Raw genomic sequence first — 24812 nt, 5'->3', positions numbered from 1 at the left:
ATGCCCAAGCTGCTCCATCTCGCCGCCTCGCCGCGCGCGGATTCGGAATCCGGCGCGGCTTCACGCGTCTTTCTCGACCGCTTCAGGCAGGCCCGGCCGGGTTTCGACATCGACGAGATGAACCTGTGGCGGGAGCATCTTCCCGAGTTCGACGGCGAGATCCTGCAGGCGAAATACGCGCGCATGGCCGGACGCGCGTTCACCGACGCTCAGCGCGCGGCCTTCGCCGTCGCCGAGCGCATGGCGGTGCGACTCGATCTCGCCGAGCGGGTGCTGATCTCGACGCCGATGTGGAATTTCGGCATTCCCTACAAGCTCAAGCACTGGCTCGACATCATCAACCAGCCCGGGCTCACCTTTCGCTTCGATGCCGCCAGCGGCTATCTCCCGTTGTTGAAGGACCGGCCGACGCTGGTGATCCTTTCGAGCGGCGGTGATTTCTCGACCGGCATGAGCCGCGGCCGGACCGATCTCGCGACGCCCTATCTGCGCGAGGCGCTGCGCTTCATGGGCCTGCGCGACGTCACGTTCGTCGCGATCGGTCCGACCAGCGGGCCGGCCGCGCACACCGGCGCGGCGCGCGAGCGCGCGCATCGTCGGCTCGTGGAGATCGCCGCGCGGTTCTGACCGGAGCTTCGCACCGAGCTACGCGTCTGACAGCTCCGACCTGATCCAGTCGGCGAAGGCACGCACCGCCGAGCGCTGATGCTGCGTGCGTGGAACGACCAGCCTGTGGCCGACATAGCGGATATCATTGGAGCGGCCCGCGAGCGGCGCGACCAACCGTCCCGACGCCAGCTCGCGCTCGGCCAGCAACGTCGACTCCAGGGCAACGCCGAGACCCTCGGCTGCTGTCGCCAGCGCCAGGAAGCTGCGGTCGAAGCGCATGCCGTGCAGCGCCGGCGCTTCGAGGCCGTTGGCGGCGAACCATTGATGCCACTGGATCTGCTTGACGTCGGACCGGATCAGCGTGCGCTCCAGCAGATCCGCCGGCCGCTTGATCGTCGCGGCCAAGGCCGGCGAGCATAGTGGCGTGATCGTCTCCTCGGCGAGCGGGATGATCTCGACGCCTTCGGCGTGCGGCTGGCCGTAGACGATGTCGATGTCGAAATCGTCGTTCTTGAACCGCGCGTAGTCGGTATTGGCCGACAGCCGCACCTCCAGCTTCGGATGCGCGGCGAGAAACTGCGCCAGCCTCGGCGTCAGCCATTGCGCGGCGAAGCTCGGTGCCGAATGGACGCGCACCAGTTGCGGGCCGCGCGCCGCGACCTCCTCCAATCCGCGGCGCAACTGATCGAAGGCCGCGCCCGCATGCCGCATCAGGTTCTCGCCGGCCGGCGTGAGGTGGACGGCGCGCGCCGTGCGCTCGAACAGCACGGTCCGCAACGTGGCCTCCAGCTTGCGGATGGCATGACTGACGGCTGAGGGCGTCAGGTGAAGCTCATTTGCTGCGTCGCGAAAGGATCCGGTGCGCGCAGCGGCTTCAAACGCCCTGATTGATGAGATTGGAATGTTCGACAGCATTCCATAAGTGAACCAGATTCATCTATCCATGACAACTGCGCGTTTGTCGCCGCCGGTCCGGCCCGCCATGGTTAAGCCCAACACAACGACACTTTGGGGAGGACCAAGCATGCTGCTCAGCGGCAAGACGGCGATCATCTCGGGCGCGGCCTCGAAGCGCGGCATCGGACTTGCGACCGCGCGGCGGTTCGCCGCCGAAGGCGCGAAAGTCGCGATCCTCGACATCGATGCGGCGGCTGCGGCCGAGGCGGCGGCCTCGCTCGGCGACGGTCATATCGGGCTCGGCTGCAACGTCGCCGACAAGACCTCGTGCAACGACGCGGTGGCGCAGGCGATCCGTCAGTTCGGCGTCATCGACATCCTCATCAACAATGCCGGCATCACCCAGCCGGTCAAGCTGCTCGACATCAAAGAAGAAGACTGGGAGCGCATCCAGAACGTCAACCTCAAGGGCGTGCTGTTCCTGTCGCAGGCGGTGATCCCGCACATGCGCGCGCGTAAATCGGGCTCGATCGCCTGCATGTCCTCGGTCTCGGCGCAGCGCGGCGGCGGCATCTTCGGCGGGCCGCATTACTCGGCCGCCAAGGCCGGCGTGCTCGGCCTTGCCAAGGCGATGGCGCGCGAGTTCGGCATCGACGGCATCCGCGTCAACTGCGTCACCCCGGGCCTGATCGGCACCGATATCACCGCCGGCAAGCTGACCGACGAGATGAAGGCCAAGATCCTCGAGGGCATTCCGCTCAACCGTCTCGGCACCGCCGAGGACGTCGCCGGCATCTACACCTTCCTGGCCTCTGATCTCTCCGCCTACGTCACGGGCGCGGTGATCGATGTCAACGGCGGCATGCTGATCCACTAAACAAGGTCTCACACGATGGACATCGCAACCAATCGGCTCGCCAACGCGCCGACGCTGGCGCAGCGCGCCTACAACATCCGCCGCAACGCGCTGCGCATGGGCGAGGTGCAGGGGCAGGGCTACATCGCCCAGGCCCTCGACATCTCGGACGTGCTGGCGGTGGCCTATTTCCACGCCATGCGCTACCGGCCCGAGGATCCCCATTGGGAGGAGCGCGACCGCTTCCTGCTGTCGAACGGCCACTACGCGATCGCGCTGTATGCCGCGCTGATCGAGGCCGGCATCGTTCCAGAGGCCGAGCTCGAGACTTATGGCAGCGATGATAGCCGGCTGCCGATGTCGGGCATGGCGTCCTACACGCCGGGCATGGAGATGTCGGGCGGCTCGCTGGGGCTCGGCCTGAGCATCGCCGTCGGCATGGGTCTCGGGTTGAAGCGCAAGAAGTCCAGCTCCCGCGTCTACACGCTGTTCTCGGACGGCGAGCTCGATGAGGGCTCGGTGTGGGAGGCGATCTCGTCGGCCAGCCACTACAAGCTCGACAATCTCATCGGCATCGTCGACGTCAACAATCAGCAGGCCGACGGCCCATCGACCCAGGTGATGGGCTTCGAGCCGCTGGTCGACAGGCTCGAGGCGTTCGGCTGGTTCGTGCAGCGCATCGACGGCAACGACCTCGATGCTGTGCTGGCCGCCTTCGACGCCGCCAAGAGCCACCCCGAGCCGAAGCCGCGCATGATCGTGGCGGACACGCTGATGGGCAAGGGCGTGCCGTTCCTCGAACAACGCGAGAAGAACCATTTCATTCGCGTCGAGCCGCATGAATGGCAGCTCGCGATTGCCGCACTCGACGCCGGGAGGCCGTGATGACTTCCAAGAGACCCGCTCCGGATCTGAGCAAGCCGCGCCTGACGACCTCGGCGATGATCGCCTCGATCGCCTCCGAGGGCCAGCGCACCAAGCCGGCGCCGTTCGGCCACGCGCTGGTCGAGCTGGCGCGCAGCCGGCCCGAGGTCGTCGGCATGACTGCCGATCTCGGCAAATACACCGACCTGCACATCTTCGCGAAGGAGTTCCCCGATCGCACCTACCAGATGGGCATGGCCGAGCAGCTGTTGTTCGGCGCGGCGTCCGGCCTGGCGGCGGAAGGCTTCATGCCGTTCACCACGACCTATGCCGTGTTCGCCTCGCGCCGCGCCTACGACTTCATCCATCAGACGATCGCCGAGGAAGATCGCAACGTGAAGATCGCCTGCGCGCTGCCAGGCCTGACCTCCGGCTACGGCCCGAGCCACCAGGCGGCCGAGGATCTCGCGCTGATGCGCGCGATGCCGAACATGACGGTGATCGATCCGTGCGACGCGCATGAGATCGCGCAGGTGGTGCCGGCAATGGCTGCTCATCAGGGCCCGGTCTACATGCGGCTGCTGCGCGGCCAGGTGCCGCTGGTGCTCGACGAGTACGACTACAAGTTCGAGCTCGGCAAGGCCAAGCTGCTGCGCGACGGCCGCGACGTCCTGTTCATCTCCTCCGGCCTGATGACGATGCGCGCGCTGGAGGCAGCCACGGCCTTGTCCGACGATCACGTCGACGTCGCGGTGCTGCACGTGCCGACGATCAAGCCCCTCGACGCCGAGACCATCGCGCGCGAGGCCGGCCGCTCCGGCCGTCTCGTCGTCGTCGCCGAGAACCATACGGTGATCGGCGGGCTGGGTGAGGCCGTCGCCGGGGTGCTGATGCGTGCAGGCGTGCATGTGCCGTTCCGGCAGATCGGCCTGCCCGACGAATTCCTCGACGCCGGCGCGCTGCCGACGCTGCACGACCGCTACGGCATCTCGCTGTCGGAGGTCGTGAAGCAGGTGAAGGGCTGGCTCAAATAGCGGACCAGCCGCGGACATCGACACGCCGGCGCGTGGACGCGCCGGCCATAACAACAATTCAGACTGGAGGGATGGGAATGCGCAAGGGAACGACGCGTCGGCGATTCATGGCGGGAGCGATGGTGGGAGCCGCGGTGCTGCCTTTCACCTCGCGCTTCGCGAAGGCGGCCGAATTCACGATGAAGCTCGCGACCGGACAGGATCCGTCGCATCCGGTCAACAAGCGGGCGCGAGAGGCGGCCGATCGCATCAAGGAGGCGAGCGGCGGCCGGCTGGAGATCAACATCTACCCGGCCAACCAGCTCGGCTCCGACACCGATCTGATCTCGCAGGTCCGCGTCGGCGCGGTCGATGCGATCAATATCTCGAGCTCGGTGCTGGCCACCCGCGTGCCGCTCGCCGGCATCGTCAACACCGGCTTCGCCTTCACGTCCTATGACCAGGTCTGGAAGGCGATGGACGGCAGCCTCGGCGATCACATCCGCAAGGATATCGAGAAGACCGGCGCCATCGCGCTCTCCAAGCCGTGGGACAATGGTTTCCGCCAGGTCACCTCGTCGACCCGCGAAATCAAGACCCCGGACGATCTCAAGAGCTTCAAGATCCGCGTGCCGGCCGCGCCGATCCTGACCAGCCTGTTCCAGGCGCTCGGCGCCGGCCCGACCCCGATCAATTTCAACGAGGTCTACACCTCGCTGCAGACCAAGGTGGTCGAGGGCCAGGAGAACCCGCTGCCGATCATCGCCACCGCCAAGCTCTACGAAGTGCAGAAATACTGCTCGCTGACCAGCCACGTCTGGGACGCCTACTGGATCCTCGGCAACCGCGCCGCCCTCGGCAAGCTGCCGTCCGACCTGCAGGTGCTGGTCACGCAGGAGTTCGGCAAGTCGGCGGATGACGAGCGGGCCGACATCGCCGCGCTCAGCCAGAGCCTGCGCGCCGACCTCGCCGCCAAGGGCTTCACCTTCGTCGATGTCGACAAGGAGGCGTTCCGGACCGCACTCGGCAAGACCAGCTTCTACAAGGACTGGCGCGGCAAGTTCGGCGAGGATGCCTGGAAGATCCTGCAGTCGAACGTGGGAGAGCTCGGATGAACACGGTCGACGCGTCTCTGGTTGCCCCCACGAAGCACGGCATCGTCGAAACCCTCGAACGGGTGCTGACGAAGCTGATCGAGATTCCCGCGATCGTCGCGCTGGTCGCGGAAGTCGGAATCCTGTTCACCGGCGTGACGGCGCGTTTCGCCTTCAACCGGCCGCTGACCTGGGCCGATGAGCTCGCGTCGATCACCTTTCTCTGGCTCGCGATGCTGGGCGCGGTGCTCGCGCTCAGCCGCGGCGAGCACATGCGGATGACCGCATTGATCGACCGCGTCGGACCGCGCACCCGCGCGGTGCTGGAGAGCGCGGCGCTGATGGCGCCGGCGCTGTTCCTGGCGATCCTGCTGCACCCCGCCATCGACTATGCGAGCGGGCAGGCGTTCGCGGAAACGCCGGCGCTCGGCCTGCCCGACAGCGTGCGGGCCGGCGCGGTGCCGGTCGGCATCGGTCTCATGCTCGCCACCGCCTTGCTGCGCATGGCCCGCCATGGCTCGCGCGACATCGCGATCACGCTCGTGATCCTGGCGGCCACCGCGCTCGTGTTGTGGGGTGCGGCGCCGGCGCTCAAGGCGCTCGGCAATTGGAATCTGATCGTCTTCTTCGCGATCCTGCTCGGCGCGGCCGTGCTCGCCGGCGTGCCGATCGCGTTCTGCTTCGGCCTCGCCACGGTCGCCTATCTGCTCACGGTGACGTCGGCGCCGCTCGAGGTCGTGACCAGCCGCATCGACGAGGGCGTCTCATCGCTGGTGCTGCTCGCAATCCCCTTGTTCATCCTGCTCGGCCACCTCATCGTGATGACCGGCATGGCCGCGGCCATGGTGGGCTTCCTGGTCTCGCTGGTCGGCCATGTCCGGGGCGGCCTGTCCTACGTGCTGCTCGGTGCGATCCTGCTGGTGTCCGGCATCTCCGGCGCCAAGACGGCCGACATGGCCGCGGTCGCGCCGGTGCTGTTTCCCGACATGAAGCGCCGCGGCATTCATGACGGCGAGCTGGTGTCGCTGCTCGCGGCCTCCGGCGCCATGGCGGAGACCATTCCGCCATCGATCGTGCTGATCATCATCGGCTCGGTGGCCGGGGTGTCGATCTCCGCGCTGTTCACCGGCGGCATCCTGCCGGGCCTGGTGCTGGCCGCGGCGCTCGCGATCGTCGCCAAGCGCCGCATGGTCGAGCCCGAAGGCATCGTCCGGCAGCGTCCCTCCTGGGCCACGATCCGCGCCGCGCTGATCACCGCACTGCCGGCGCTGCTGCTACCGATCCTGATCCGCACCGCGGTCACCGAGGGCGTCGCCACCGCGACCGAAGTCTCGACCATCGGCATCGCCTACACCGTGCTGGTCGGTCTGCTCGTCTATCGCCGCTTCGACTGGCGCAAGCTGTATCCTGCGCTGGTGCATACCGCGGCGTTGTCGGGATCGATCCTGTTCATCATCGGCGCGGCCACCGCGATGGCCTGGGCGCTGACGCAGTCCAACTTCTCGCACGCGCTCGCGGCGATGATGGTGTCGGCCCCGGGCGGCAAATACGGATTCCTGCTGATCTCGATCGCCGTGTTCATCCTGCTCGGCAGCATCCTCGAAGGCCTGCCGGCGATGGTGCTGTTTGGCCCGTTGCTATTCCCGGCGGCCAAGCTGCTCGGCGTGCATGAGGTGCACTACGCGATGGTGATCATCCTCGCCATGGGCATCGGCCTGTTCGCGCCGCCCTTCGGCCTCGGCTACTACGCCGCGTGCTCGATCGGGCAGATCGATCCCAACGCCGGACTGACGCGGATCTGGCCCTACCTCGGCGCGCTCGTGCTCGGCCTGCTGCTCGTCGCGTTCGTGCCGTGGCTGTCGATTGGATTTCTCTGATCCGCGCGGCGGAGGCACAGCCGCATGCAACACACAGCCTTGCGCCGCGCCCGCGGCGCGGGGCATCCTGGCGCAAAGTGACACCGTCTGAAGGACCCCTGGTCCCGCGCAAGGAAATCGCCGATGCCCACGATCCTGTTCCAGAACGCCGCCCTGCTTGATCCGCTGCAGCCCGAGCTGCGCGAGGGCTCGCATGTGCTGGTCGAGGACGGGCTGATCAAGGAGGTGTCGGACAAGCCGCTGCAGACCGCGGTGGGGCAGACCATCGACCTCAGGGGCAAGACGCTGATGCCCGGACTGATCGACCTGCATGTGCATGCGATCGCTGTCGAGCTCAACCTGGCCCAGCAGGTGCAGATGCCGAACGTGCTGGTGACCCTGCGCTCGGCACTGATCCTGCGCGGCATGCTGCGGCGGGGCTTCACGACGGTGCGCGACGCCGGCGGCGCCGGCTATCCGCTGAAGCAGGCGGTCGACACCGGCCTCACCGAAGGCCCGCGGCTGTTCGTCTCCGGCCGCGCGCTGAGCCAGACCGGCGGCCATGGCGACATGCGCGCGCGCACCGATTTTCTCTCCGACAATGCGCCATGCCCGTGCTGCGTCCGGGTCGGCGCGCTGGCGCGCGTGGCCGACGGTGTCGACGGCGTGCGCAAGGCGGTGCGCGAGGAGCTGCAGATGGGCGCCGACCAGATCAAGATCATGGCCTCGGGCGGCGTCGCGTCGCCGACCGATCCGGTCGGCGCGTTCGGCTATTCCGAGGACGAGATCCGCGCCATCGTCGCCGAGGCGAGGGGGCGGGGGACCTACGTGCTGGCGCATGCCTACACCGCGGAGGCGATCGCGCGGGCGGTGCGCTGCGGCGTGCGCACCATCGAGCACGGCAACCTCGTCGACCTGCCGACCGCGCGGCTGATGGCCGAGCACGGCGTCTATGTGATCCCGACGCTCGTTACCTATGAGGCGCTCGCGAACGAGGGCGCGCAATACGGCCTGCCGCCGGAGAGCGTCGCCAAGATCGCCGACGTGCGCGACGCCGGCCTTCGCTCGCTGTCGATCTATCGCGAAGCCGGCGTCAAAATGGGCTATGGCAGCGACCTTCTCGGCCCGTCGCAGCGGCTGCAAAGCGACGAGTTCCGCATCCGCGCCGAGATTGTCGGCAACCGCGAGGCGATCGCCAGCGCCACCATGATCGGCGCCGAGGTGCTGGGGATGGACGGCAAGCTCGGCCGCATCCAGCCCGGCGCGATCGCCGATCTCCTCGTCGTCGATGGCAATCCGCTGCGCGACATCTCCTGTCTGCTCGGGCAGGGCGATCACATCCCGCTGGTGGTGAAGGCCGGCCAGATCCACATCGACAGGCTGAACGCCTGACCTGGTCGCCTCTGATCCGTCGTCGCTTGGGCTGAGACCTCGCCGACAGCTTGGACGTCGGGCCGAACGTGATGAAGCGTTGCCCGGTTGGGAGAAGACACGAATCACACATTCCCGGCCGAACATCATTCTTTTCGGAGCATCCGGGCTCGTCCGACGTTGAGTGTTCCGCATCAGCAATCACGGGAGATTCACGTGGGACATTCAGGCTCGTTCTTCGCGCTGAACAGACGCCTTTCGCGGGCGATCACTCCTGACCACTATCACGAGGCGAATGTGTTCGCCGCCTACCACAAGATCGGCGCCATCCTGCTCTCGCATCCGGAGACCAGAACGGTGCTCGACGTCGGCGCGGGAAAGCAGTGGCACTTTCCGCTGCATTACAAGAGCTGGTACGGAATCAAGCTGATCGGCGTGGATATCGACGGCGCAGAAATGGCCGACAATCTTTTGCTCGACGAGAGGATCGAGTGCGATGCGGTCGAGAGAATTCCGGTCGCTCGCGAATCCATCGATCTGGTGATGATCAGCTCCGGCATCGAGCATTTCAGCGACAACCAGCGCTTCCTTGACAATGCCTTCGAGGCGCTGCGCCCCGGAGGCTATTTCATCGCGCAGTTCCCCGGACGCTATGCCCCGTTTGCCGTCGCCAACCGGCTCTTACCGAAAGCCACCTCGAAGCGGCTGCTGGCGACATCCATGGGAGAGACCGCCGAGCATCTGGGCTTCACCGCGCACTACGATCGGACCAACTACTCGGCATTTCGTAACCTGGTACAGAAGTCGGGCTTCCAGACCGTCTATCATTTGCCCGGATACAACAGCAGTTCCTACCTCGAATTCTTTGTTCCGTTCTATCTCGCGTCCTATTTATACGACACCTTGCTCCATGCCATCGGCGTGAGGGATCTCGCAGCCTATAATTTGTGGGTTCTTCGCAAGCCAGGCGGAGCCGACACGCCAGAGTTCAAGCTCTATGCCTGGAAATGAGCCTTTGCCTTCCGTGCAGGGCCGGCCTCGAGCGACTCACGCTCCGCTTGGAGGCGGCGCAGGGTGCCGCTGGTCGTCCTTGCCCGCGGCCCGGGTCTCGCGCGGACCTGCCGCAACCGAGCGAGGCTTGATCAAAGGCACCAGCAGGCGCAACAGCAATCCGACCACATAGCCGCCCTGGAGACCGGCTTCAGCGATGAGGATACCCACTGCCGTCGTTTCGAAACTCGAGCCGCGCGACACCGAGAAGATGATGACGATTAGGGGGACGAGGACAACGATGGGCAGGAGAGCGTGCCAGCGGAACGCGAAGCCGATCGCGGCTCCGGACAATGCCAACCCGGCCGTCAGATAGCTCATCTCGGCGTCCCGGGTGAATGCATCGGGGACGTCCAGCGATCGCTGCTCGTGGTCGATACGCAAGCCGTGCTCAAGGCGGAAATGCTCCGGTCGCAAGTGAGACCATGACACTATCGTCATATCGCGTGAGCTGTCGCATCAAATGCAAGGTCCCGCTTTGACGCGGGGCAAGGTCTGGCCGCGAATGGAACTCGCGACATGCTACCGGACCGGAAGATGAGCACACGTATTGCGCATCCTCCAATCACCATGACGCCACATTTAGCATCATTTTGCCGATTCGCGAGGCCCGCCGTGGGGGGCCGGCCGCGGCTTCGAGGCTGCTAATAGGCCGTGTTTGAGAAGCACACGGCCGGAACCGTCGCCATGATGATCTTCGCGTCGAGGATCATCGACCAGTTATGAGCATAGTAGCTGTCGAGGACCACGCGCCGTTGAAACGTGGTCGTGCTGCGACCACTCACCTGCCAGAGGCCGGTGATCCCCGGACGGCAAGAGAAATAGGCGTGAACCGCATCGGAATAGCGCTCCAATTCCTCCTCGGTGATCGGCCGCGGTCCGACGATGCTCATGTCGCCCCTTAGGACGTTGAAGAGCTGCGGCAGTTCGTCCAGGCTGGACTTTCGCAAGAGGGCGCCGATCGGCGTGACGCGGGGATCCTTGCGCAGCTTTCGCGTCGTCTGCCATTCGGCCGCCGCGGCCGGATCGGACTCGAGATGCCGACGCAGGCGTTCCGACGCATCGGTCGCCATGGTGCGGAATTTCAAACAGTCGAACGACTTGCCGTTGAAGCCGACGCGGCGGTGACGAAACATCACCGGACCGGGAGAGAAGCAGGCGATTGCGAAGCAGCAGATGAGGAGGAGGGGGGCGAGGAGAATGATGCCCCAGAGGGCGAGCACGATGTCCGTGACGCGCTTCGATGTAAGTCCAGTCGGACGATCTGCTGTTACGAACACATAGATCGATTGTTCATCTGCACCAGTCGCCTTGGCCATTCCGTCCATATCTCAGACTCCAACGCACTGCTGTTTGTTGTTGCAACGCGAACAAAAGTCCTCTGCCGGGTATCGTTCCAATCTTTCTCTAATTTGCTCAGTTGTTCCTGATGATCTTGATGTCGGCCGAAAATCGTCACGCAATGGCCTCATTGCTGCAAGGAGGAACGCGGCATCGATGAAGTCAAGTGTAGTTGTAAGTACGCGTGCGATCTGCTGGAACACGCGAGCTGAGGTCGTATCTTCAGATCGAAGGCGCCGGCTCCGTAAGCCCGGTCAGCGCGTTGCTGATGCCTTTGCGCGAACGCTCCCGCAGAGCCTGCGTGAGCCCATCGAGGAGGCGTTGTCCGTTCAGATCCCAGTCGAACAGGCCATCGGCGATGTCGAATGCGCCAGTCTGCATTCGATTTAGGCAGCCAACGTCATCGATCGTGTCGGCAACCGTCCGAAGAAGCTTCGCAACGTCATCTTCGATCAAAAATTGATCTTTCAGGCGCGCCGGAATACCGCCGAGCGCGGATGCGACAGCGGCAACCGGTACGCGCGCGAAGATGTAGTCGAGGATCTTGAGCTTGAAGCCGCCGCCGATCTCCTCGGGCACCAGTGCGAGCCGCGCGTTGCGTAGTTCCTCGCCGAGATCGTCGACGTAGCCTTTGAATGCGACCCAGGGAAAACGCTGCCTCAGCCGGGATAGCAGAGGTTCCGGGACCATTCCGACGACATGCAATTCGATCGATGCTTGCGGGAATATTCCGTCGGCCGCGCTCAGCAGGCGCTCGAGATTGATCTGCTTGGCGATCCAGCTAAATGAACCGACGATGATCGCGCGTCTGGGAACCGTCGTGTCGATGGCGCGCGGAGGCGCGCGGCGGCCCGCATGACCTGGTGGCAGGACGACGTGTCCCAGCGAGGGATTGATGGCCGCGAACGACGCACGGTCCTCATCGGTCAAGGTCACGAGAAGCCGGCTCGCGCTGGCAAGATCCGTCTCGGCGACGGCCGTCTTGCGTGCATTTTGCCTGAGCAGAAATCGTCGTACGGGATCGCCAGCGAAGTTACGGGCGATCTGATCGGTGACGCGCGTCTCGAAGTCGTGCGACACGTGGATCAGGATGGGCGGCCGGCGTGCGATGTTCCGGACATGGCGGATCGCCCAGCTCATTCCGTACTGATCGAGCACCACGGCATCATAGTCCGCTTCGCGGAGCTCGCGCGTAATCGCATCCCGATAGCTCCTGGTGCAGAACCGAGCACCGACCATCGGCAGTCGGCTAGCGAGACCGAGCAGCTTGGGGTTGGGCGCGCCGGGAACGAGCTTCCACTGGACCCGACGCTCGAGCTCGTCCAGCGAGCCGCTCGGATCGTCGGGGTTCGCAAGACCGAGGAACACGACGCGGCTGCCTTGGCGCGCGACCGCGCCGGCGAGGTGCGCCGAGTAGATCCGGTCACCGGCGTTCAGCGGCAGCGGCAGCGTTCGCGCCAGCCAGAGAATCGATGGCGTCATCTGGAACTCCGCATCTCGGACGCCATGTGCTCGGCCAGTCGAATGGCGAGAGCGACGATCGTCAGTGTGGGATTCGCCGAGCCGCCGGTTGGGAACACGGCGCTGCTGGCGATGTAGAGATTATCGACGTCATGGGCTCGACAGTTCGAATTCACGACGCCCTGGCTCGGATCATCGCTCATCCGTGCCGTGCCGATATGATGGCCGCCCACGGCGGTCGGATGGCTGGCACTCTCGTTGAGGGTGGCGTCGTCGAACAGCACTTTGGCGACGCCGGTCCGGTCCAACACCCGTTGTAACTCGCGATAGCTGGCCGCAATCGAGGCCATGTCCCCTGGACAGACCCGCCAATCGATGTGCAGCTTTGGCATTCCGAACCGATCTGTCTCGCCTGTCAGCGAGAGCCTGCTGTCATAAAGCGGCGTCTGCTCGGCATTGTAGTCGAGCGGGTAGCAGCCGGTTTTCGAGTGGAGCGCCACATAGGGGACGCGCCGATAGCGCGCATGCCGCCTGTAGACCCAGGAGCCCAGAAACTTCGCGAGCGGCCACGGATTGCCGGCGATGTTGGCGACATGCCGAACGGCGAGGGTGCTTCCGTGAGGCAGGCGATCGAGCGCCTCCAGCTCCACGGTGGTGATCTTTCGCCGGTATTCCGGAAGCACGAAGCGCTTCGCGATGTACATCAACGACAGCACGGGATCGCGATGGTCGGGGTTCATCGGATTGGCGTGATGCAGCCGGAAAATCATGTTTCGCAGCTGATGACGGTTCTTCACCGGCTCGGACAACCGCAAATGATGCTTCGCATAGATGCCATCGGATGTTCTTGCGAAGTTCCACGCCACCCGGCGGCCGTTCGCGACTTGCAGGCATCCGAGCGTGCCCTCCAGGTGCGACATGTAGTAGCGGCCGAGAGCGCCGCTCGAATTGGCGAGGCCCGCGGGATTCACCTGGTTGGAGGCCGCCAGAAGGCGCACTGACTCGAGTCCGCCGGCTGCGAGGACGATGGTCTTCGCGTGAATGCGGAAAGAATTGCCGGCAACGGTCGCACAGTCCAGCGCGGCGATCCGCCGACCGGAACTGTCCGTCTGTAATCGCGTGACGGTGGTCTGGGTCAGGATCCGGTGCAGCGACGAGCGGACGAGATCAGCCTTGAAGCGGCGCCCGAAATTGGTGGGCGGACTGAAGCGCTCCAGACCGACCGAAATATCATCGTCCTCGAGTCCCTCGACAAGATCGGCTGGACCTTTGAGACAAACCGGATCGAATACGAACTCGCCGGCCTCGCAATAAGTCAGGGCCCTTGCATAAAACGGGGCGAGCTCGTCGTAGGAGATCGGCCACCCGCTATTGGCGACATAGGGTCGGCGCTCGAAATCGCTGGGCGACAGCGGGACACAGCGGCCACCCCAGATCGTCGATGATCCGCCGAAGCGTCTTTCGCGGTACATCTCGGGGGGCGGATGACGACTGCCAGCGGCAAGCTCGGCGGCATTCAGCGCCTGGATCAGCTTATCTGGCCGCCAGGAGCCGCTCTCGACCAGAATGACCGAACGCGACGTCGCCAGCAATTCGCGCGCGATCACGATGCCTGCGGGACCGCCGCCGATGATGCAGATCTCCGCGTCCAGCGTGGTCCCTGCCGCGATTCGCCGTCCATCTATGAACACGGTTCATCCTGATCTTGAATGGCATCGAGCACTTGGAGTAGATGCGCCACACGGGTTGTGCCGATCAGCAGACGGCCGAGCTCGCTCCGCGCCAGGGCCGCGGCCAGGATGGCCCGCCATCGTTTAGCGTCGTTGTCCGGGCTGGTGACCCGCATCAGTCCGCGACCGATCACGAGAATGCCGCGTTGTTGCGCCAGGTGGAGAAAGAGATCGGTGCGGTCGGTCATCGGCCAGAGCGGGAGCTCGACCGCTTCGATGCGCGGGTCATTCAGCGCGAGTATGGCCGATTCGACGTCTTCGCAGGACACGCCGATGGCGACGGCCTTTCCTGCAGCCTTGATCCTCTCGAGATGGCCCATGGCCTCGCCGTCGATGATGATTTCTTCGGAAGGGCTGTGCAGCAGCATGACGTCGACATAGTCCGTCCGGAGGCGGCCGAGGCTCGCCTCGATGCGGGCGCGCAGATAGCTGCCGGTGAAATCTTGCGGCAGCGGTGCGTCGCGCATCTTCGCAACGAGCTGGCGTCCGCCGCCGCTCCGCCGGATCAGGGGCGCGATCACGCTCTTGAGCGGCTGCGCTGCGCGCATCCACAGCGGGAAATACTGTCCGGCCTTGGTGACGATGGTCGCCTGCTTGCGCCGGCCGTCGAGCGCTGCGCCAAGCAGCCGTTCGCTCTCGCCCTGTCCATAGATGTCGGCGGTGTCGAAGAAGCGAATGCCTCGATCGAGTGCAGTCTGCACGAGCCTGAGCGCATCGGCGCGATCGCGCCCAAGAACAGAGCCCAGTCGCGCGCAGCCCAGCCCAAGCCGCTGTCCGGTCACGTCGAGAGTCGTCATTGATAGGAACCGGTCTGGCGGATCGGCATTGGGCCGAGAGCATCGTGTCCCGCGGACACGACGCATCGGTGCGCGTTGCGCATACTCATGTCAGTTCCGCTTCGGGATCGTTCCATGCCAGCTGAACCCTCAGTCTCTATCATCGTTCCAACATTGAACGAGGAGAAATACATCGAGAGGGCCTTGCGCTCCCTGGCGGCCGGACTGGACCATGTCGATTACGAGCTGATCGTGCTCGACGGCGGCAGCACGGACCGCACTGTGTCGATCGTGACCCAGTTAGGCGCGCTCGATGGGCGAATCCGACTGGAACACAATCCGCTGCGCTATCAATCCGCCGCCGTGAACCGGGGGGCCATCATGGCCCGCGCCGAGATCATCATCCGCGCGGATTCGCACGCCGAATATCCGGAGGGCTTTGTTGTTGGCCTGGTCGAGGAGCTGCGCGAGCGTGATGCTGCATCGGTCGTGGTTCCCATGCGCACGCGCGGATCAGGCGTCCTCCAACGCGGCATCGCCGCCGCGCAGAACAGCCGTTTGGGCAACGGCGGTGCGTTGCATCGGGTCGGGGCTACGTCCCGTTATGTCGAGCATGGACATCATGCTGCGTTTCTGCGGAGGTCATTCCTTGCCGTCGGCGGCTATGACGAAAGCTTCACGCATAACGAGGACGCGGAGCTCGACGTCAGGTTCCGGAATGCCGGCGCGAAGATCTGGCTATCCGCGGAGCTTGCCGTCACCTACTTTCCGCGCAGCACTTTCAGCTCGCTCGCGCGTCAGTATTTCAACCACGGCTCCGGCCGCGCGAAAACCATGATCAAGCACCGCCAGCGGCCCAAGATCCGGCAGGTGCTGCCATTGGGTGTGCTGGGAATGAACCTGATGGGACCTGCATTGGCCATCAGCGTCAGTTGGCTGTTTGTTGCGCCGTCGCTGCTGTATATCACCGCGTGTCTCGTCGCCGGTGGCTGGCTTGCCGTCAGCAACCGCGATCTCGCCGGCTGCACAGCCGGCCCTGCCGCCATGATCATGCATCACAGCTGGGCGATCGGCTTCAGTCATCGCATCCTGCGAGCGCGATTTTCAAGGTCGCCGCCAGTGGCGGTGTCCGAACGGGCGGCTCCCTAGGGAAAGTGCTGCGGGGCTGCCGCGGCTCCAAATGCCCGGATATAGGCGGTCGCGGCTGCTGGATATCGGCCGTCGCTCAGCTTGCCCGGAAACGCATCATTCGAGTTCCAGACGCTCTGATACAGCACATGATGGTCAGCAAACCATTGCGCTGCTCTCGCGATGTAAGGCCCCGCAGTGTCGGAATTGACACCCCACTCGGGGTAGGCCGTCGGCTTGCCATGCGCGGCCGCGAAGTCTTCCAGCCATTTCAGTCCGTAGGGGCCCTCGACCATCTCGGTCCATGCCTTGTCGGGATCGGTCGGGTTCCACTTGGTATTGTAATAGAAGTCCATTCCGATCACATCGACGTAGTCATTTCCGGGATAGGCATCCGCGGCGTTCATGCGGGTTTCGCGAACGTTGACGTTCCATTCGAAACGAAACCGGCCGGACACCGAGCGGAACGCCTTGACGAAGTTGCGATAGGCTCGGATGAAGTCCTGCTCATGTCCCGCGGCGGCCCATGGCATCCAGTCGCCGTTGAACTCTTCTCCCATCCGCACATAGATGACGACGTCACGGGGGCGTGTTTGCGCCAGCATGCGGGCCGCCTGTTCGTAATGGTCCTGGTAGGTTCCGGCCGCAGCGTCCGACAGCGAGCCACGGTCGGCAAACAGCGGAATGGTCCAGCAGATCGGTTTGTCGAGCGGTGACCATAGGCCGATGGACCACCGCACACTGTCGACCCAGTCCTTCCAGTTGGCCCGGCCAGTGTGAGCGACGATCTGATCGACTGGGCGGCCAAGCCAGGTCTCGAACCTCTTCAATTCGGACAGATCATTCCCGACATAGGCGCCCAGTGCGGAATTGCCCGCGAAGCAGGCAACGGTAGAGCATAGCAACAGCAGAATCGCGAGCGAGGAGCGTGGCGGCATCACGTGTCCGATCCCTTCATTTGCGGCACGGTCCGAAGCGAGCCATCCGGCCCGATTTCAACAAGGCGTGCGCAATCGGTTTGGAACCAAGCCATCATTTCGCACTTGCCACATGCCTGATCGCACCCCGCCCAGACTCCAACAACAGCGAGGCCCGCATGTCGTTCAACGCACTTGGGAAGATCGTGTGGGATCGAAAGCTCGCTTTCCTGACGGTCTTCATCCTGATCGTGGCTGGCGTCACGGCGTTCACCATGACGGTCACGCCGCTGTATCAGTCGGAAGCGCTGTTGATGACCACGCTCGATCGGGCGCAACGGCAGCAATCGCAATTTCCCGACACGCTGCGCTATCAGCTGAATTCTCAGATCTACATCATTAACAGCGAGGATGTGCTTCGACAGGCGATCAGCGAATTCGGCGCCGCGCGATTGTTCCCCGATCAGAAGCAGCCGGCTGCATGGCGAACCGTCATTCCGCCCGAGTGGATCGACAGGGTTTCAAAAATCACCGCGCCGTTCTGGCGGGAACGATCGGATGATGCACGCACGGATGCTGATCGAGCGTTGTCGAAGGTCAAGAAGCGGCTCGCTGTCACGCTTGAAAAGGATTCTCAGATTCTCTCTCTCACCTTCCGGCACGAGGATCCGAAGGTCGCAGAGCAGTTCCTGACGCTCGTTGTCCGTGACTTCCTGCAGCGGCAGGCCGATCTGAGCGGAAATGCGGCGGCGCCCGCCTTTTTCCGACAACAGGCGTCACGTTATCTCGACGAGTACAAGCGCGCGTCGGCGGAGCTCAGCGCATTTGCGGCCCAGCATTCGACCTATTCGGTGGGGCAGGAGATCGAGCTTGCGCTCGCACGCCGCGACAACGCTACCGCGGCGCTGGAAAAAACGCGCGGTGCGATTGCGGAGAAGGAGGCCCAAGCCGCGACGTTCCAGAACACGCTGACCCAGCTTCGACGTCGGATCTCTTTGCCGAGCGAGATTACGGGGCCAAAGCAGAATGTGCCGGGCGGCAATTCGGATGCGTTGACGGATTCCAACAAGGTGCCGGCGAACGAATCGCCGCTATTGCTGGTGCGCGTGTTCCAGGAGACCGCGCAATCGCTGGTCAACCTCAATTCGGAGATCGTCGGCTTGCGTTCGCTGGAGAAGGCGCAGACGGAGTCGGTTGCGGATGTCGGCCGCAAGCTGAGCGAGCTCTCATCGATCGCCGCTGAATTCAACCGTCTCAAGGATCAGCTCGATCAGGTCTCGAAAGTGATGGAAGCGCATGTCGGTCGTGCGGCGGAAGCCCAGCTGAATGCGGATTGGGATGCGAGCGAAAAGCTGTCCAACGTCAAAATCGCCCAATCCGCCACGAGTCCGACAGAGCCGGTGTTTCCACCGAAGCCGCTCTTCCTCGCTTTGGGAGGGGTCATCGGTCTGGTGGGAGGCGCCGCCACCTGCGTGATGCTCGAAGCCATTCGTGTTCGACGTCGTCGGGCTTGGGAGCGCCGGCTCTATGCCGAGCGGGAGGAACGCTTCGACGACGACATCGACGCCGAGCAGGGCGGCTGGAGCCCGTCGCCGGCCATGGCGGACTACCGGCTGCGCAGGCAGGCGCCACTCGCGTGACGCGCGCCGCCCGTTCCGGCGAAGGTCGATGGTCATGACGCTCACATCGGTTGCTCCCGCAGCCCGCTCCGACGCGCAATCCGTCTTCGCGATCTGCGCGATCGCGCTGCTTTCATCGGTTGCCCTTCAGAAGATCGCGCTGCCCGGCACGGGCGGCCTCTATCCGTTGAACCTTCTGATCTTCCCTGCAGTGACCGCGGTGGGGTTCATCGCAGGCCGGCTCGAGATCAATACGAGCGCATTTGCCTGGTACGCGCTCTTCGTCATTCTTGGGGCCGTCAGCACAGCGCTGTCGCCGAGTTCGCACGTCTCGGCGCTGTCACTCGGCTTCCTTGTGGTGGCGCAGGCGCCTCTGGTGTTCCGCTGTGTTGCGACCGGGATGCCTTACGACAGGATCCTGCGCCTGCTCTCGACCGTCGGCTGCATCGGCGCGGCCGTCGGCATCGCGCAGTTCCTCGGGCAGTTTGCCGTGGGCGCTGATGTTGCGTTCTTCCTGGACAAGCACCTGCCGGACAGCGTCACGGTGTCGGGCTACAATTCTCTGATCCCGCTCTATTGGTCGTCGCCGGTGTACAAGAGCAATGGGGTCGTCTTCCTGGAGCCGTCCTTCTTCTGCCAGTTCCTGGCCATCGCCCTGGTGGCCGAGCTGACGCTGGCGGCGAGGGCCTCGCGCATGGCGCTGCTGGCAGCCGGTCTGCTGTGCAGCTATTCAGGGACCGGCCTCACGATGCTGGCGCTGTTCCTGCCGTTCTATTTCGTGCGTCACGGTCATATGCGGCTGTTCGTCGTCGCAGTCGTGCTCGGCTTGATCGTGATCGCCTTCGGCGATGTTCTCTCACTGGACGCGTTCACAAGACGCCTTGGTGAGTTTTCCGACACGCAGTCGAGCGGATGGGCGCGGTTCATCTCGATGTTTCGGGTGCTGCGAGGCGTGGTGTTCGCAACCGACGCCACGTTTCTCATCGGTCGTGGGCCCGGAACCGTTCAGGAGGAGTTCCGTCTGCTGTCATTCTATGCGTTCGATCCGACCTGGGGGAAGGTCATCTATGAGTACGGACTGCTCGGAGCCGTGCTCTATTCACGGCTGCTGTATTTGACGATCGGCCGCGGGCCTCGCGGTGTCCGGTTTGCCGTCGGCTACACCTATCTCTTTCTCGGCGGCTATCTCCTCAACCCGTCAGTCCTGATGCAGCTGGCCGCACTGGTGGCCTGGCTCGGCAACGATCAGATCAATGAGAATTCCAAAGCCGTATCCGAGACGGCAAGCAGGATCGCGCCGGACCTGCGAAACGAGATGATTGTCAGCCGATGACGACAAGCAGTGATGAGGTGCTCGTCAGCGGCGAGAGCAGCGGGAGTTCCATTGCAGCCGATCGCAGCGCGCTCTTGCATCGGCTTCTGCGATTATCGAACGGTGCGTTTGGGCTCGTCGCGCTGAAGGGGGCCAACTCCGCGCTGAACGCCGTCACGAACTTCCTGCTGGCCTATGTGCTCGTGCGGTCAATCGGGATCGAATCCTATGCGGTCATTGCGAGCCTGCTCGCGGTGGCAGCGCTGGTCGTCCAGAGCGATCTCGGTATCACCGGACTGACATTCTTCAAGCTCAGGTCGCACTATCTCGCGGAATCCGGTGCACGCGCCGCAACCCCTGACGATCAGGATCTGGTGGTCACGATCGTCACGCTCTACATCGCGGTCGGACTCGTGGCCATCCTGGTGTTGGGACTTGCGCTGATGTCCGGCATCCTTCAGGTCGGCATCTACGCGGTCCCATATCTTCTGATCTTTGCCGGCGCGGTCTGCGCGCTGCCGCGAATGGCGCTTCGGGTGGCCATCAACGCGCGCGACGGATTCTTCTGGACCGAGGCCGTCGATCTGGTCCGCCGCCTGGCATCGCTGGCCGTGACGCTGGCGATGCTGACTGGTCTGTCATTCGAGTCGTACAGCGCGATCAGCCTGGGCGTCTGGAGTGTGGCGATCTGCGCATTGCTCTGGCTCGCTCGCATTCACGGCTTTGCGCCGCGGAAAGGTGCGCTGCGCAGGGGTCTTACGCTGCTGCGCGCGGAAATCCGCGGGGTCGGCGCCACCGTGCTGCTCTCACTATCCGATTTCGTCATCGGCGTCTTTCCTTATTATCTGCTCGCTGCATCGCGTGATGCAGCGGCCGTCGTCACCTTCGACATGTTCTACAAGGTCACGCGGTTTGCGGTCCTGAGCTATCTGATCGGCGCGGAATCCGTTCTTCCGCAGCAGACCCGGGCGATGCACCATGCGGATGCCGTCGGCCTGATGCGCGCGACCGCGAAAGGCGTCTTGATCGGGCTGCTGCCGATGCTGGCGGGAATCATCGCGATTGCGGGGTTCGGCGAGCAGATTTTCGGCGTCATCCTCAACCATGCCGGGATCGTCTCGCCCGTCATGCGGATTGCGATCTGCGCGATGTTCGCGTTCATGCTCGTCCAGACGACGTGTCAGATCGTCTTGATCGGAATCGGACGATTTGAGGAGCTCGCTCGTCGCTCATGTCTCACGCTTGCGGTCATGGTGGTGATCAGCGTGCTGATGGTCGTGCTCAACTGGACAACAGACACGTTCATCGTGGCCTATGTGGTCGCCTATGGCGTTGGATCTCTGCTCTACGCGCAAACCCTGTATTCGGTCATCCGCGCGTTGCACCGGCCGCTCGAGACGACCAAGATGCAAGAGCGAGCGCGCTTGGTCCCGTGAGCTCAGGCGCGCAGATTGCGCAGGCTCTCGCGGGCGATGCGTCTGATCGGGCCCGCGGGACGCCTGATCCGGCGCATCAGGCTGGCGCCACTCTGATGGCGGAGGAGCTCCAGCAGGCGCAAGGGCTCGTGGAGAGGCGGGTGGCGGTTGCGGGCGAGGGCGCCAAACCTCTGCAGCGCCGCGTGCCGCGAGGGGCCGGTCACCGCCTGGCGAAGCTCGCTGTGGACGGCCATCTTCTTGGCCCTCCACCACGCGATGATCTCGGACTGCTTACGCAGCAAGGCCGAACTGTCCTGCAGCATGAGCTCGGCATAGCGACATGCCGCCTCCCAACTGCGGAAAGATGGGATCGGGTGTGGTCCGAGCAGCGAGGTGAAATAGTCCAGGGACCAGCGCGTCTCGACGAGCGGGATGCATCCGAGTTCGAGGCTCTCGTACAGGCGCCACGTTTCCAGGATGGCGTTGCCCATCGGGCATGGTGAAAACACCGTGGTCTCGAGGAGGTCGTCGAACTCCGTCTTGCGCAGCTTCTTTCCGTTCGCGTTGTAAATGGACGCGGTTCCGGTGAGAAAGTGGGGCGTCAGCCTGGCAAGGGCGGCAGCCATGTCGGCGCGGGACGATTTGATCTCGCCGGTGAACGACCAGACATGGCGACGCTCGGTCGCGGGGCGTAGCGCGGTGCCGGTCCGGGTGCCGTTGGCATACCCTTCCGGGATGGTCCAAATACCCTCCTGGCGCGCAAGGCCAGTCGCGAAGTTGCGAATGACGGCGTCAAAATGCCGGTACAGTGCATAGCCTCCGGAGAACCATTCGTCGCTGGTGTGGAGCAGAATCAGGTTCCGGCATCTCCGCCGGCACTCCTGGAAATAGGCTTCGTAGGTGGGCAAGGGCTGCCAGTTGCTGCTGACGACATGAATACAGTTGTCGTCGAAGCAAGTCAGATCGAGGTCAACGCACTCGTCATCAATGAGATCGCCAAGAATCTCGCGCAGCCAATCGACTTCCAGAAGATTATCGGCGTGCCAGACGAGCTTCATTCATCGAACTCCAGGGTCAGCCCGTGCGAGCTAAGTTCGCTGCGACGCAACTCGGAAGCCGGACGTGAGTTCCTCCCGGCCAAGACTGATCATTGGTGGGCTGCTCGCGATCTCCGGCGTTGCCATGACACAGGCGCCTGCTTGTAGCGCTTTAGGCTCAACCATGAGCGACGGCTTGAAACGGCTGCAACTTACCGAACGTTGAGGCCCTTCTCGAACGGCCGGGACACGCCGCGGTGCCGGAGAGCGTGGAGGCACAGATATGCGTGCAACATCGATCCCGGCGCTACAGCATTGTTGTACTGCGAAGCGAAAAAGCGGTCCGAAAAGGCGGAAATCGGTGTAAACAGGCGGGAATCGGATGCCTGCTGCACGACATCGAAATGGCTGAAATATCAGACGAAATAGGTAAATCAGGAGCTTGGCGCTTCGCCGTGGCGCCGATGATGGATTGGACAGACCGGCACTGCCGCGTGTTCCATCGGCTGCTGTCGCGCCGGGCTCTGCTTTACACCGAGATGGTCACGACGGGTGCCGTCATTCATGGCGACCGGACGCGGTTGCTCGGCTTCGATCGGAGCGAGCATCCGGTGGCGCTGCAGCTCGGCGGTTCTGATCCGGCCGACCTCGCGACCTCGGCCCGGATCGGCGAGGATTTCGGTTATGACGAAATCAACCTCAATGTCGGCTGTCCGTCGGACCGGGTGAAGGATGGCCGCTTCGGCGCCTGCCTGATGGCGGAGCCGGCGCTGGTCGCGGCCTGCGTCGCGGCGATGAAGCGCGTGGTGACAATTCCGGTCACGGTGAAGTGCCGCATCGGCATCGATGATCAGGATCCGGAGGTCGCGCTCGATGCATTGGCGGATGCCGTGGTCGATGCAGGCGCTGACGCGCTGATCGTGCATGCGCGCAAGGCCTGGCTGAACGGGCTGTCGCCGAAGGAGAACCGCGACATCCCGCCGCTCGACTATGACAGGGTGTACCGGCTGAAGGCGCGGCTGCCGCGGGTGCCGGTCATCATCAATGGCGGCATCACCAGCATCGAAGCGGCGCAGGATCATCTCGCGCATGTCGATGGCGTGATGCTCGGGCGCGCGGCCTATCAGGAGCCGTGGCGATTGCTCGACGTCGATCCCGTGCTGTTCGGCGAGGCGGGGCCACAGCGGAGCATGAAGGACGCGCTGGCTGCGCTCGAGCCCTATATCGAGCGCCAAGTCGCGCAGGGCATGCGGCTGCACGCGATCACGCGGCATCTCGTCGGAGCGTATCATGCCGTGCCCGGCGCGCGCGCGTTCCGCCGCCATCTCGCCGAGCGCGGCGTCAAGCCTGACGCAGGCATCGAGGTGTTGCGCGAGGCCGTGGCGATGATCGAGGAGCGCGCGCCTTCCGTCGCGCTGGCCTGATCCGGTCAGTTCGCCGGCAGCAGCTCCGCCACGGCCTGCCGCGCGATCGCATTCTCCTCGGGCAGCCCGATCGAGATGCGTAGCCATGTCGCAAAGCCCGGCTGCGCGCGGCCGATGCTGATGCCGCGGGCCGCGAGCGCCGCGGCCGCTTCCTGATGTGGCCGGCCGCAATCGAAGAACACGAAGTTCGCCCGTGAGGCGCTGAAGCGCCGCTTGCGCTCGCGCAGCAGCGCGTGCCACGCCTCGCGCTCGGCCGCCACTTTGCCGCGCACGGACGCGACGTAATCAAGATCGCCGAGGCTCGCGGTGGCAGCGACGAGACTGAGCCGGCTCAGGCCGAAGAAGGCACCGATGCCCATCTGCTTCAGCGCTGCGGCCAACGGCTTCGGCGCCAAGGTGTACCCGATGGCCAGACCGGCAAGGCCGTAGATCTTGGAAAATGTTCGGAACACCGCGACGTTCGCGCCCTCGCGCAGCAGCGGCGTAACCGTACGTTCGGCGAAATCAGGCAGGAACTCCAGATACGCCTCGTCGACGATGACGAGCGTGCGCGACGCCAATGCGCGAACCGCTGCGATGAATTGCGCGGCGTCGCTCGCCGTTCCCGAGGGATTGTGCGGATTGACCAGATAGACTGCGCGGGTGTTGCTGTCGACCACGGCCGCAAGGGCCGGCAAGTCATTCTCCAGCGCGGCGTTCAGCGCTACGCCGATCACGCGGCCGCCGGCCGGCGCCACCGCGTCGACCAGCGCCGTGTAGCCCGGCTCGGAGTAGACGAAGGTGCCACCGGGTCCGCCCTGGGCGGACAGGTAGAGCCCGAGCACGTTGAGGTTCTCGCCGAGCACGATCTGGTCGGCTGCGATGTTCTCGCGCGCGGCAATCGCAGCCGTGAGGTCGTCGACCTCGTGTCCGGTGTAGCGGGCGAGCCCGGCGAGATCGGCCTGGATGGCCGCGACGGCGGCGGGCGAGGGGCCGAAGGGAGTCTCGTTGAGCGCAAGCTTGATCAATTGCGGGGGCGGGGCGTCGGCCATGGCGGGAGCCT

At 64.4% G+C, this 24812-nt stretch carries 22 protein-coding genes; 13 read left to right on the top strand and 9 right to left on the bottom strand.

What is annotated here, in order from left to right:
- Window positions 1-627 (top strand): FMN-dependent NADH-azoreductase, encoded by a 627-nt coding sequence (locus BRADO_RS22185; RefSeq protein ID WP_011927593.1) that lies wholly within the window; start codon window positions 1-3, stop codon window positions 625-627.
- A gap of 18 nt (window positions 628-645) precedes the next feature.
- Here the strand turns inward: BRADO_RS22185 and BRADO_RS22180 are convergent, their stop codons facing one another.
- Entirely contained in the window at window positions 646-1524 is an 879-nt protein-coding gene (locus BRADO_RS22180) for a LysR substrate-binding domain-containing protein (RefSeq protein WP_011927592.1), read from the bottom strand.
- 109 nt (window positions 1525-1633) lie between these two features.
- Between BRADO_RS22180 and BRADO_RS22175 the strand changes: the two genes are divergently transcribed.
- From BRADO_RS22175 to BRADO_RS22145, 7 genes are all read left to right on the top strand, one after another.
- Window positions 1634-2383 (top strand): SDR family NAD(P)-dependent oxidoreductase, encoded by a 750-nt coding sequence (locus BRADO_RS22175; RefSeq protein WP_011927591.1) that lies wholly within the window; start codon window positions 1634-1636, stop codon window positions 2381-2383.
- Window positions 2384-2398: 15 nt separating this feature from the next.
- Window positions 2399-3247 (top strand): transketolase, encoded by an 849-nt coding sequence (locus tag BRADO_RS22170; protein ID WP_011927590.1) that lies wholly within the window; start codon window positions 2399-2401, stop codon window positions 3245-3247.
- Entirely contained in the window at window positions 3247-4260 is a 1014-nt protein-coding gene (locus tag BRADO_RS22165; RefSeq protein WP_011927589.1) for a transketolase family protein, read from the top strand. Before BRADO_RS22170 ends, BRADO_RS22165 begins: the two co-directional genes overlap by 1 nt.
- A gap of 77 nt (window positions 4261-4337) precedes the next feature.
- Window positions 4338-5354, top strand: coding sequence for a TRAP transporter substrate-binding protein (locus BRADO_RS22160; RefSeq protein WP_050781032.1), 1017 nt, complete (start codon window positions 4338-4340; stop codon window positions 5352-5354).
- Window positions 5351-7210, top strand: coding sequence for a TRAP transporter large permease subunit (locus BRADO_RS22155; protein WP_011927587.1), 1860 nt, complete (start codon window positions 5351-5353; stop codon window positions 7208-7210). The genes BRADO_RS22160 and BRADO_RS22155 overlap by 4 nt, the downstream gene beginning before the upstream one ends.
- A gap of 123 nt (window positions 7211-7333) precedes the next feature.
- Complete coding sequence (locus BRADO_RS22150) at window positions 7334-8581, top strand: amidohydrolase family protein (protein ID WP_011927586.1); 1248 nt, start codon at window positions 7334-7336, stop codon at window positions 8579-8581.
- 195 nt (window positions 8582-8776) lie between these two features.
- Window positions 8777-9571: a bifunctional 2-polyprenyl-6-hydroxyphenol methylase/3-demethylubiquinol 3-O-methyltransferase UbiG gene (locus tag BRADO_RS22145; protein WP_011927585.1), complete on the top strand. Its 795-nt coding sequence runs from the start codon at window positions 8777-8779 to the stop codon at window positions 9569-9571.
- Window positions 9572-9607: 36 nt separating this feature from the next.
- On the opposite strand, the gene BRADO_RS22140 is transcribed toward BRADO_RS22145, so the two are convergent.
- From BRADO_RS22140 to BRADO_RS22120, 5 genes are all read right to left on the bottom strand, one after another.
- Window positions 9608-9994, bottom strand: coding sequence for a hypothetical protein (locus BRADO_RS22140; RefSeq protein WP_157872604.1), 387 nt, complete (start codon window positions 9992-9994; stop codon window positions 9608-9610).
- Between the two features lie 260 nt (window positions 9995-10254).
- Window positions 10255-10929, bottom strand: a complete 675-nt coding sequence (locus tag BRADO_RS22135; RefSeq protein WP_041756795.1) for a sugar transferase — start codon at window positions 10927-10929, stop codon at window positions 10255-10257.
- 244 nt (window positions 10930-11173) lie between these two features.
- Window positions 11174-12433 carry a glycosyltransferase gene (locus BRADO_RS22130; protein WP_011927582.1) on the bottom strand — a complete coding sequence of 420 codons (1260 nt, stop codon included), beginning with the start codon at window positions 12431-12433 and terminating at the stop codon, window positions 11174-11176.
- The gene (locus BRADO_RS22125; RefSeq protein ID WP_244422865.1) at window positions 12430-14019 is read right to left on the bottom strand and encodes a GMC oxidoreductase; all 1590 of its coding nucleotides are present in this window, start codon (window positions 14017-14019) and stop codon (window positions 12430-12432) included. The genes BRADO_RS22130 and BRADO_RS22125 overlap by 4 nt, the downstream gene beginning before the upstream one ends.
- 74 nt (window positions 14020-14093) lie before the next feature.
- Window positions 14094-14939 (bottom strand): aldo/keto reductase, encoded by an 846-nt coding sequence (locus tag BRADO_RS22120; RefSeq protein ID WP_011927580.1) that lies wholly within the window; start codon window positions 14937-14939, stop codon window positions 14094-14096.
- Window positions 14940-15053: 114 nt separating this feature from the next.
- Between BRADO_RS22120 and BRADO_RS22115 the strand changes: the two genes are divergently transcribed.
- Window positions 15054-16067: a glycosyltransferase family 2 protein gene (locus tag BRADO_RS22115; protein WP_041756793.1), complete on the top strand. Its 1014-nt coding sequence runs from the start codon at window positions 15054-15056 to the stop codon at window positions 16065-16067.
- Here BRADO_RS22115 and BRADO_RS22110 read toward each other — a convergent pair.
- Window positions 16064-16984, bottom strand: a complete 921-nt coding sequence (locus tag BRADO_RS22110; RefSeq protein ID WP_011927578.1) for a glycosyl hydrolase — start codon at window positions 16982-16984, stop codon at window positions 16064-16066. The two genes, BRADO_RS22115 and BRADO_RS22110, sit on opposite strands and share 4 nt — an antisense overlap.
- A 158-nt stretch (window positions 16985-17142) precedes the next feature.
- Here BRADO_RS22110 and BRADO_RS22105 point away from each other — a divergent pair, with 158 nt between their 5' ends.
- From BRADO_RS22105 to BRADO_RS22095, 3 genes are read left to right on the top strand one after another with little or no spacing between them, the layout of a single operon-like run.
- Window positions 17143-18603 (top strand): Wzz/FepE/Etk N-terminal domain-containing protein, encoded by a 1461-nt coding sequence (locus BRADO_RS22105; RefSeq protein WP_197535370.1) that lies wholly within the window; start codon window positions 17143-17145, stop codon window positions 18601-18603.
- A 34-nt stretch (window positions 18604-18637) separates the two neighbouring features.
- The gene (locus BRADO_RS22100) at window positions 18638-19915 is read left to right on the top strand and encodes a hypothetical protein (protein WP_011927576.1); all 1278 of its coding nucleotides are present in this window, start codon (window positions 18638-18640) and stop codon (window positions 19913-19915) included.
- Window positions 19912-21330 (top strand): lipopolysaccharide biosynthesis protein, encoded by a 1419-nt coding sequence (locus tag BRADO_RS22095; protein WP_011927575.1) that lies wholly within the window; start codon window positions 19912-19914, stop codon window positions 21328-21330. The genes BRADO_RS22100 and BRADO_RS22095 overlap by 4 nt, the downstream gene beginning before the upstream one ends.
- Window positions 21331-21332: 2 nt before the next feature.
- Here BRADO_RS22095 and BRADO_RS22090 read toward each other — a convergent pair whose 3' ends face one another.
- Window positions 21333-22367, bottom strand: a complete 1035-nt coding sequence (locus BRADO_RS22090) for a hypothetical protein (protein WP_063822879.1) — start codon at window positions 22365-22367, stop codon at window positions 21333-21335.
- A 383-nt stretch (window positions 22368-22750) separates the two neighbouring features.
- Here BRADO_RS22090 and dusA point away from each other — a divergent pair, with 383 nt between their 5' ends.
- On the top strand, window positions 22751-23770 hold the full coding sequence (dusA, locus tag BRADO_RS22085) for a tRNA dihydrouridine(20/20a) synthase DusA (protein WP_011927572.1): 1020 nt from the start codon (window positions 22751-22753) through the stop codon (window positions 23768-23770).
- 5 nt (window positions 23771-23775) lie between these two features.
- Here the strand turns inward: dusA and BRADO_RS22080 are convergent, their stop codons facing one another.
- Window positions 23776-24801, bottom strand: coding sequence for a histidinol-phosphate transaminase (locus BRADO_RS22080; RefSeq protein ID WP_011927571.1), 1026 nt, complete (start codon window positions 24799-24801; stop codon window positions 23776-23778).
- Window positions 24802-24812: the final 11 nt, after the last annotated feature.

This window comes from Bradyrhizobium sp. ORS 278 (genome assembly GCF_000026145.1).
GTDB lineage: Bacteria > Pseudomonadota > Alphaproteobacteria > Rhizobiales > Xanthobacteraceae > Bradyrhizobium.
Note: the sequence above shows the minus strand (reverse complement) of the source record. Positions and strands in the feature narration are given on the sequence as shown.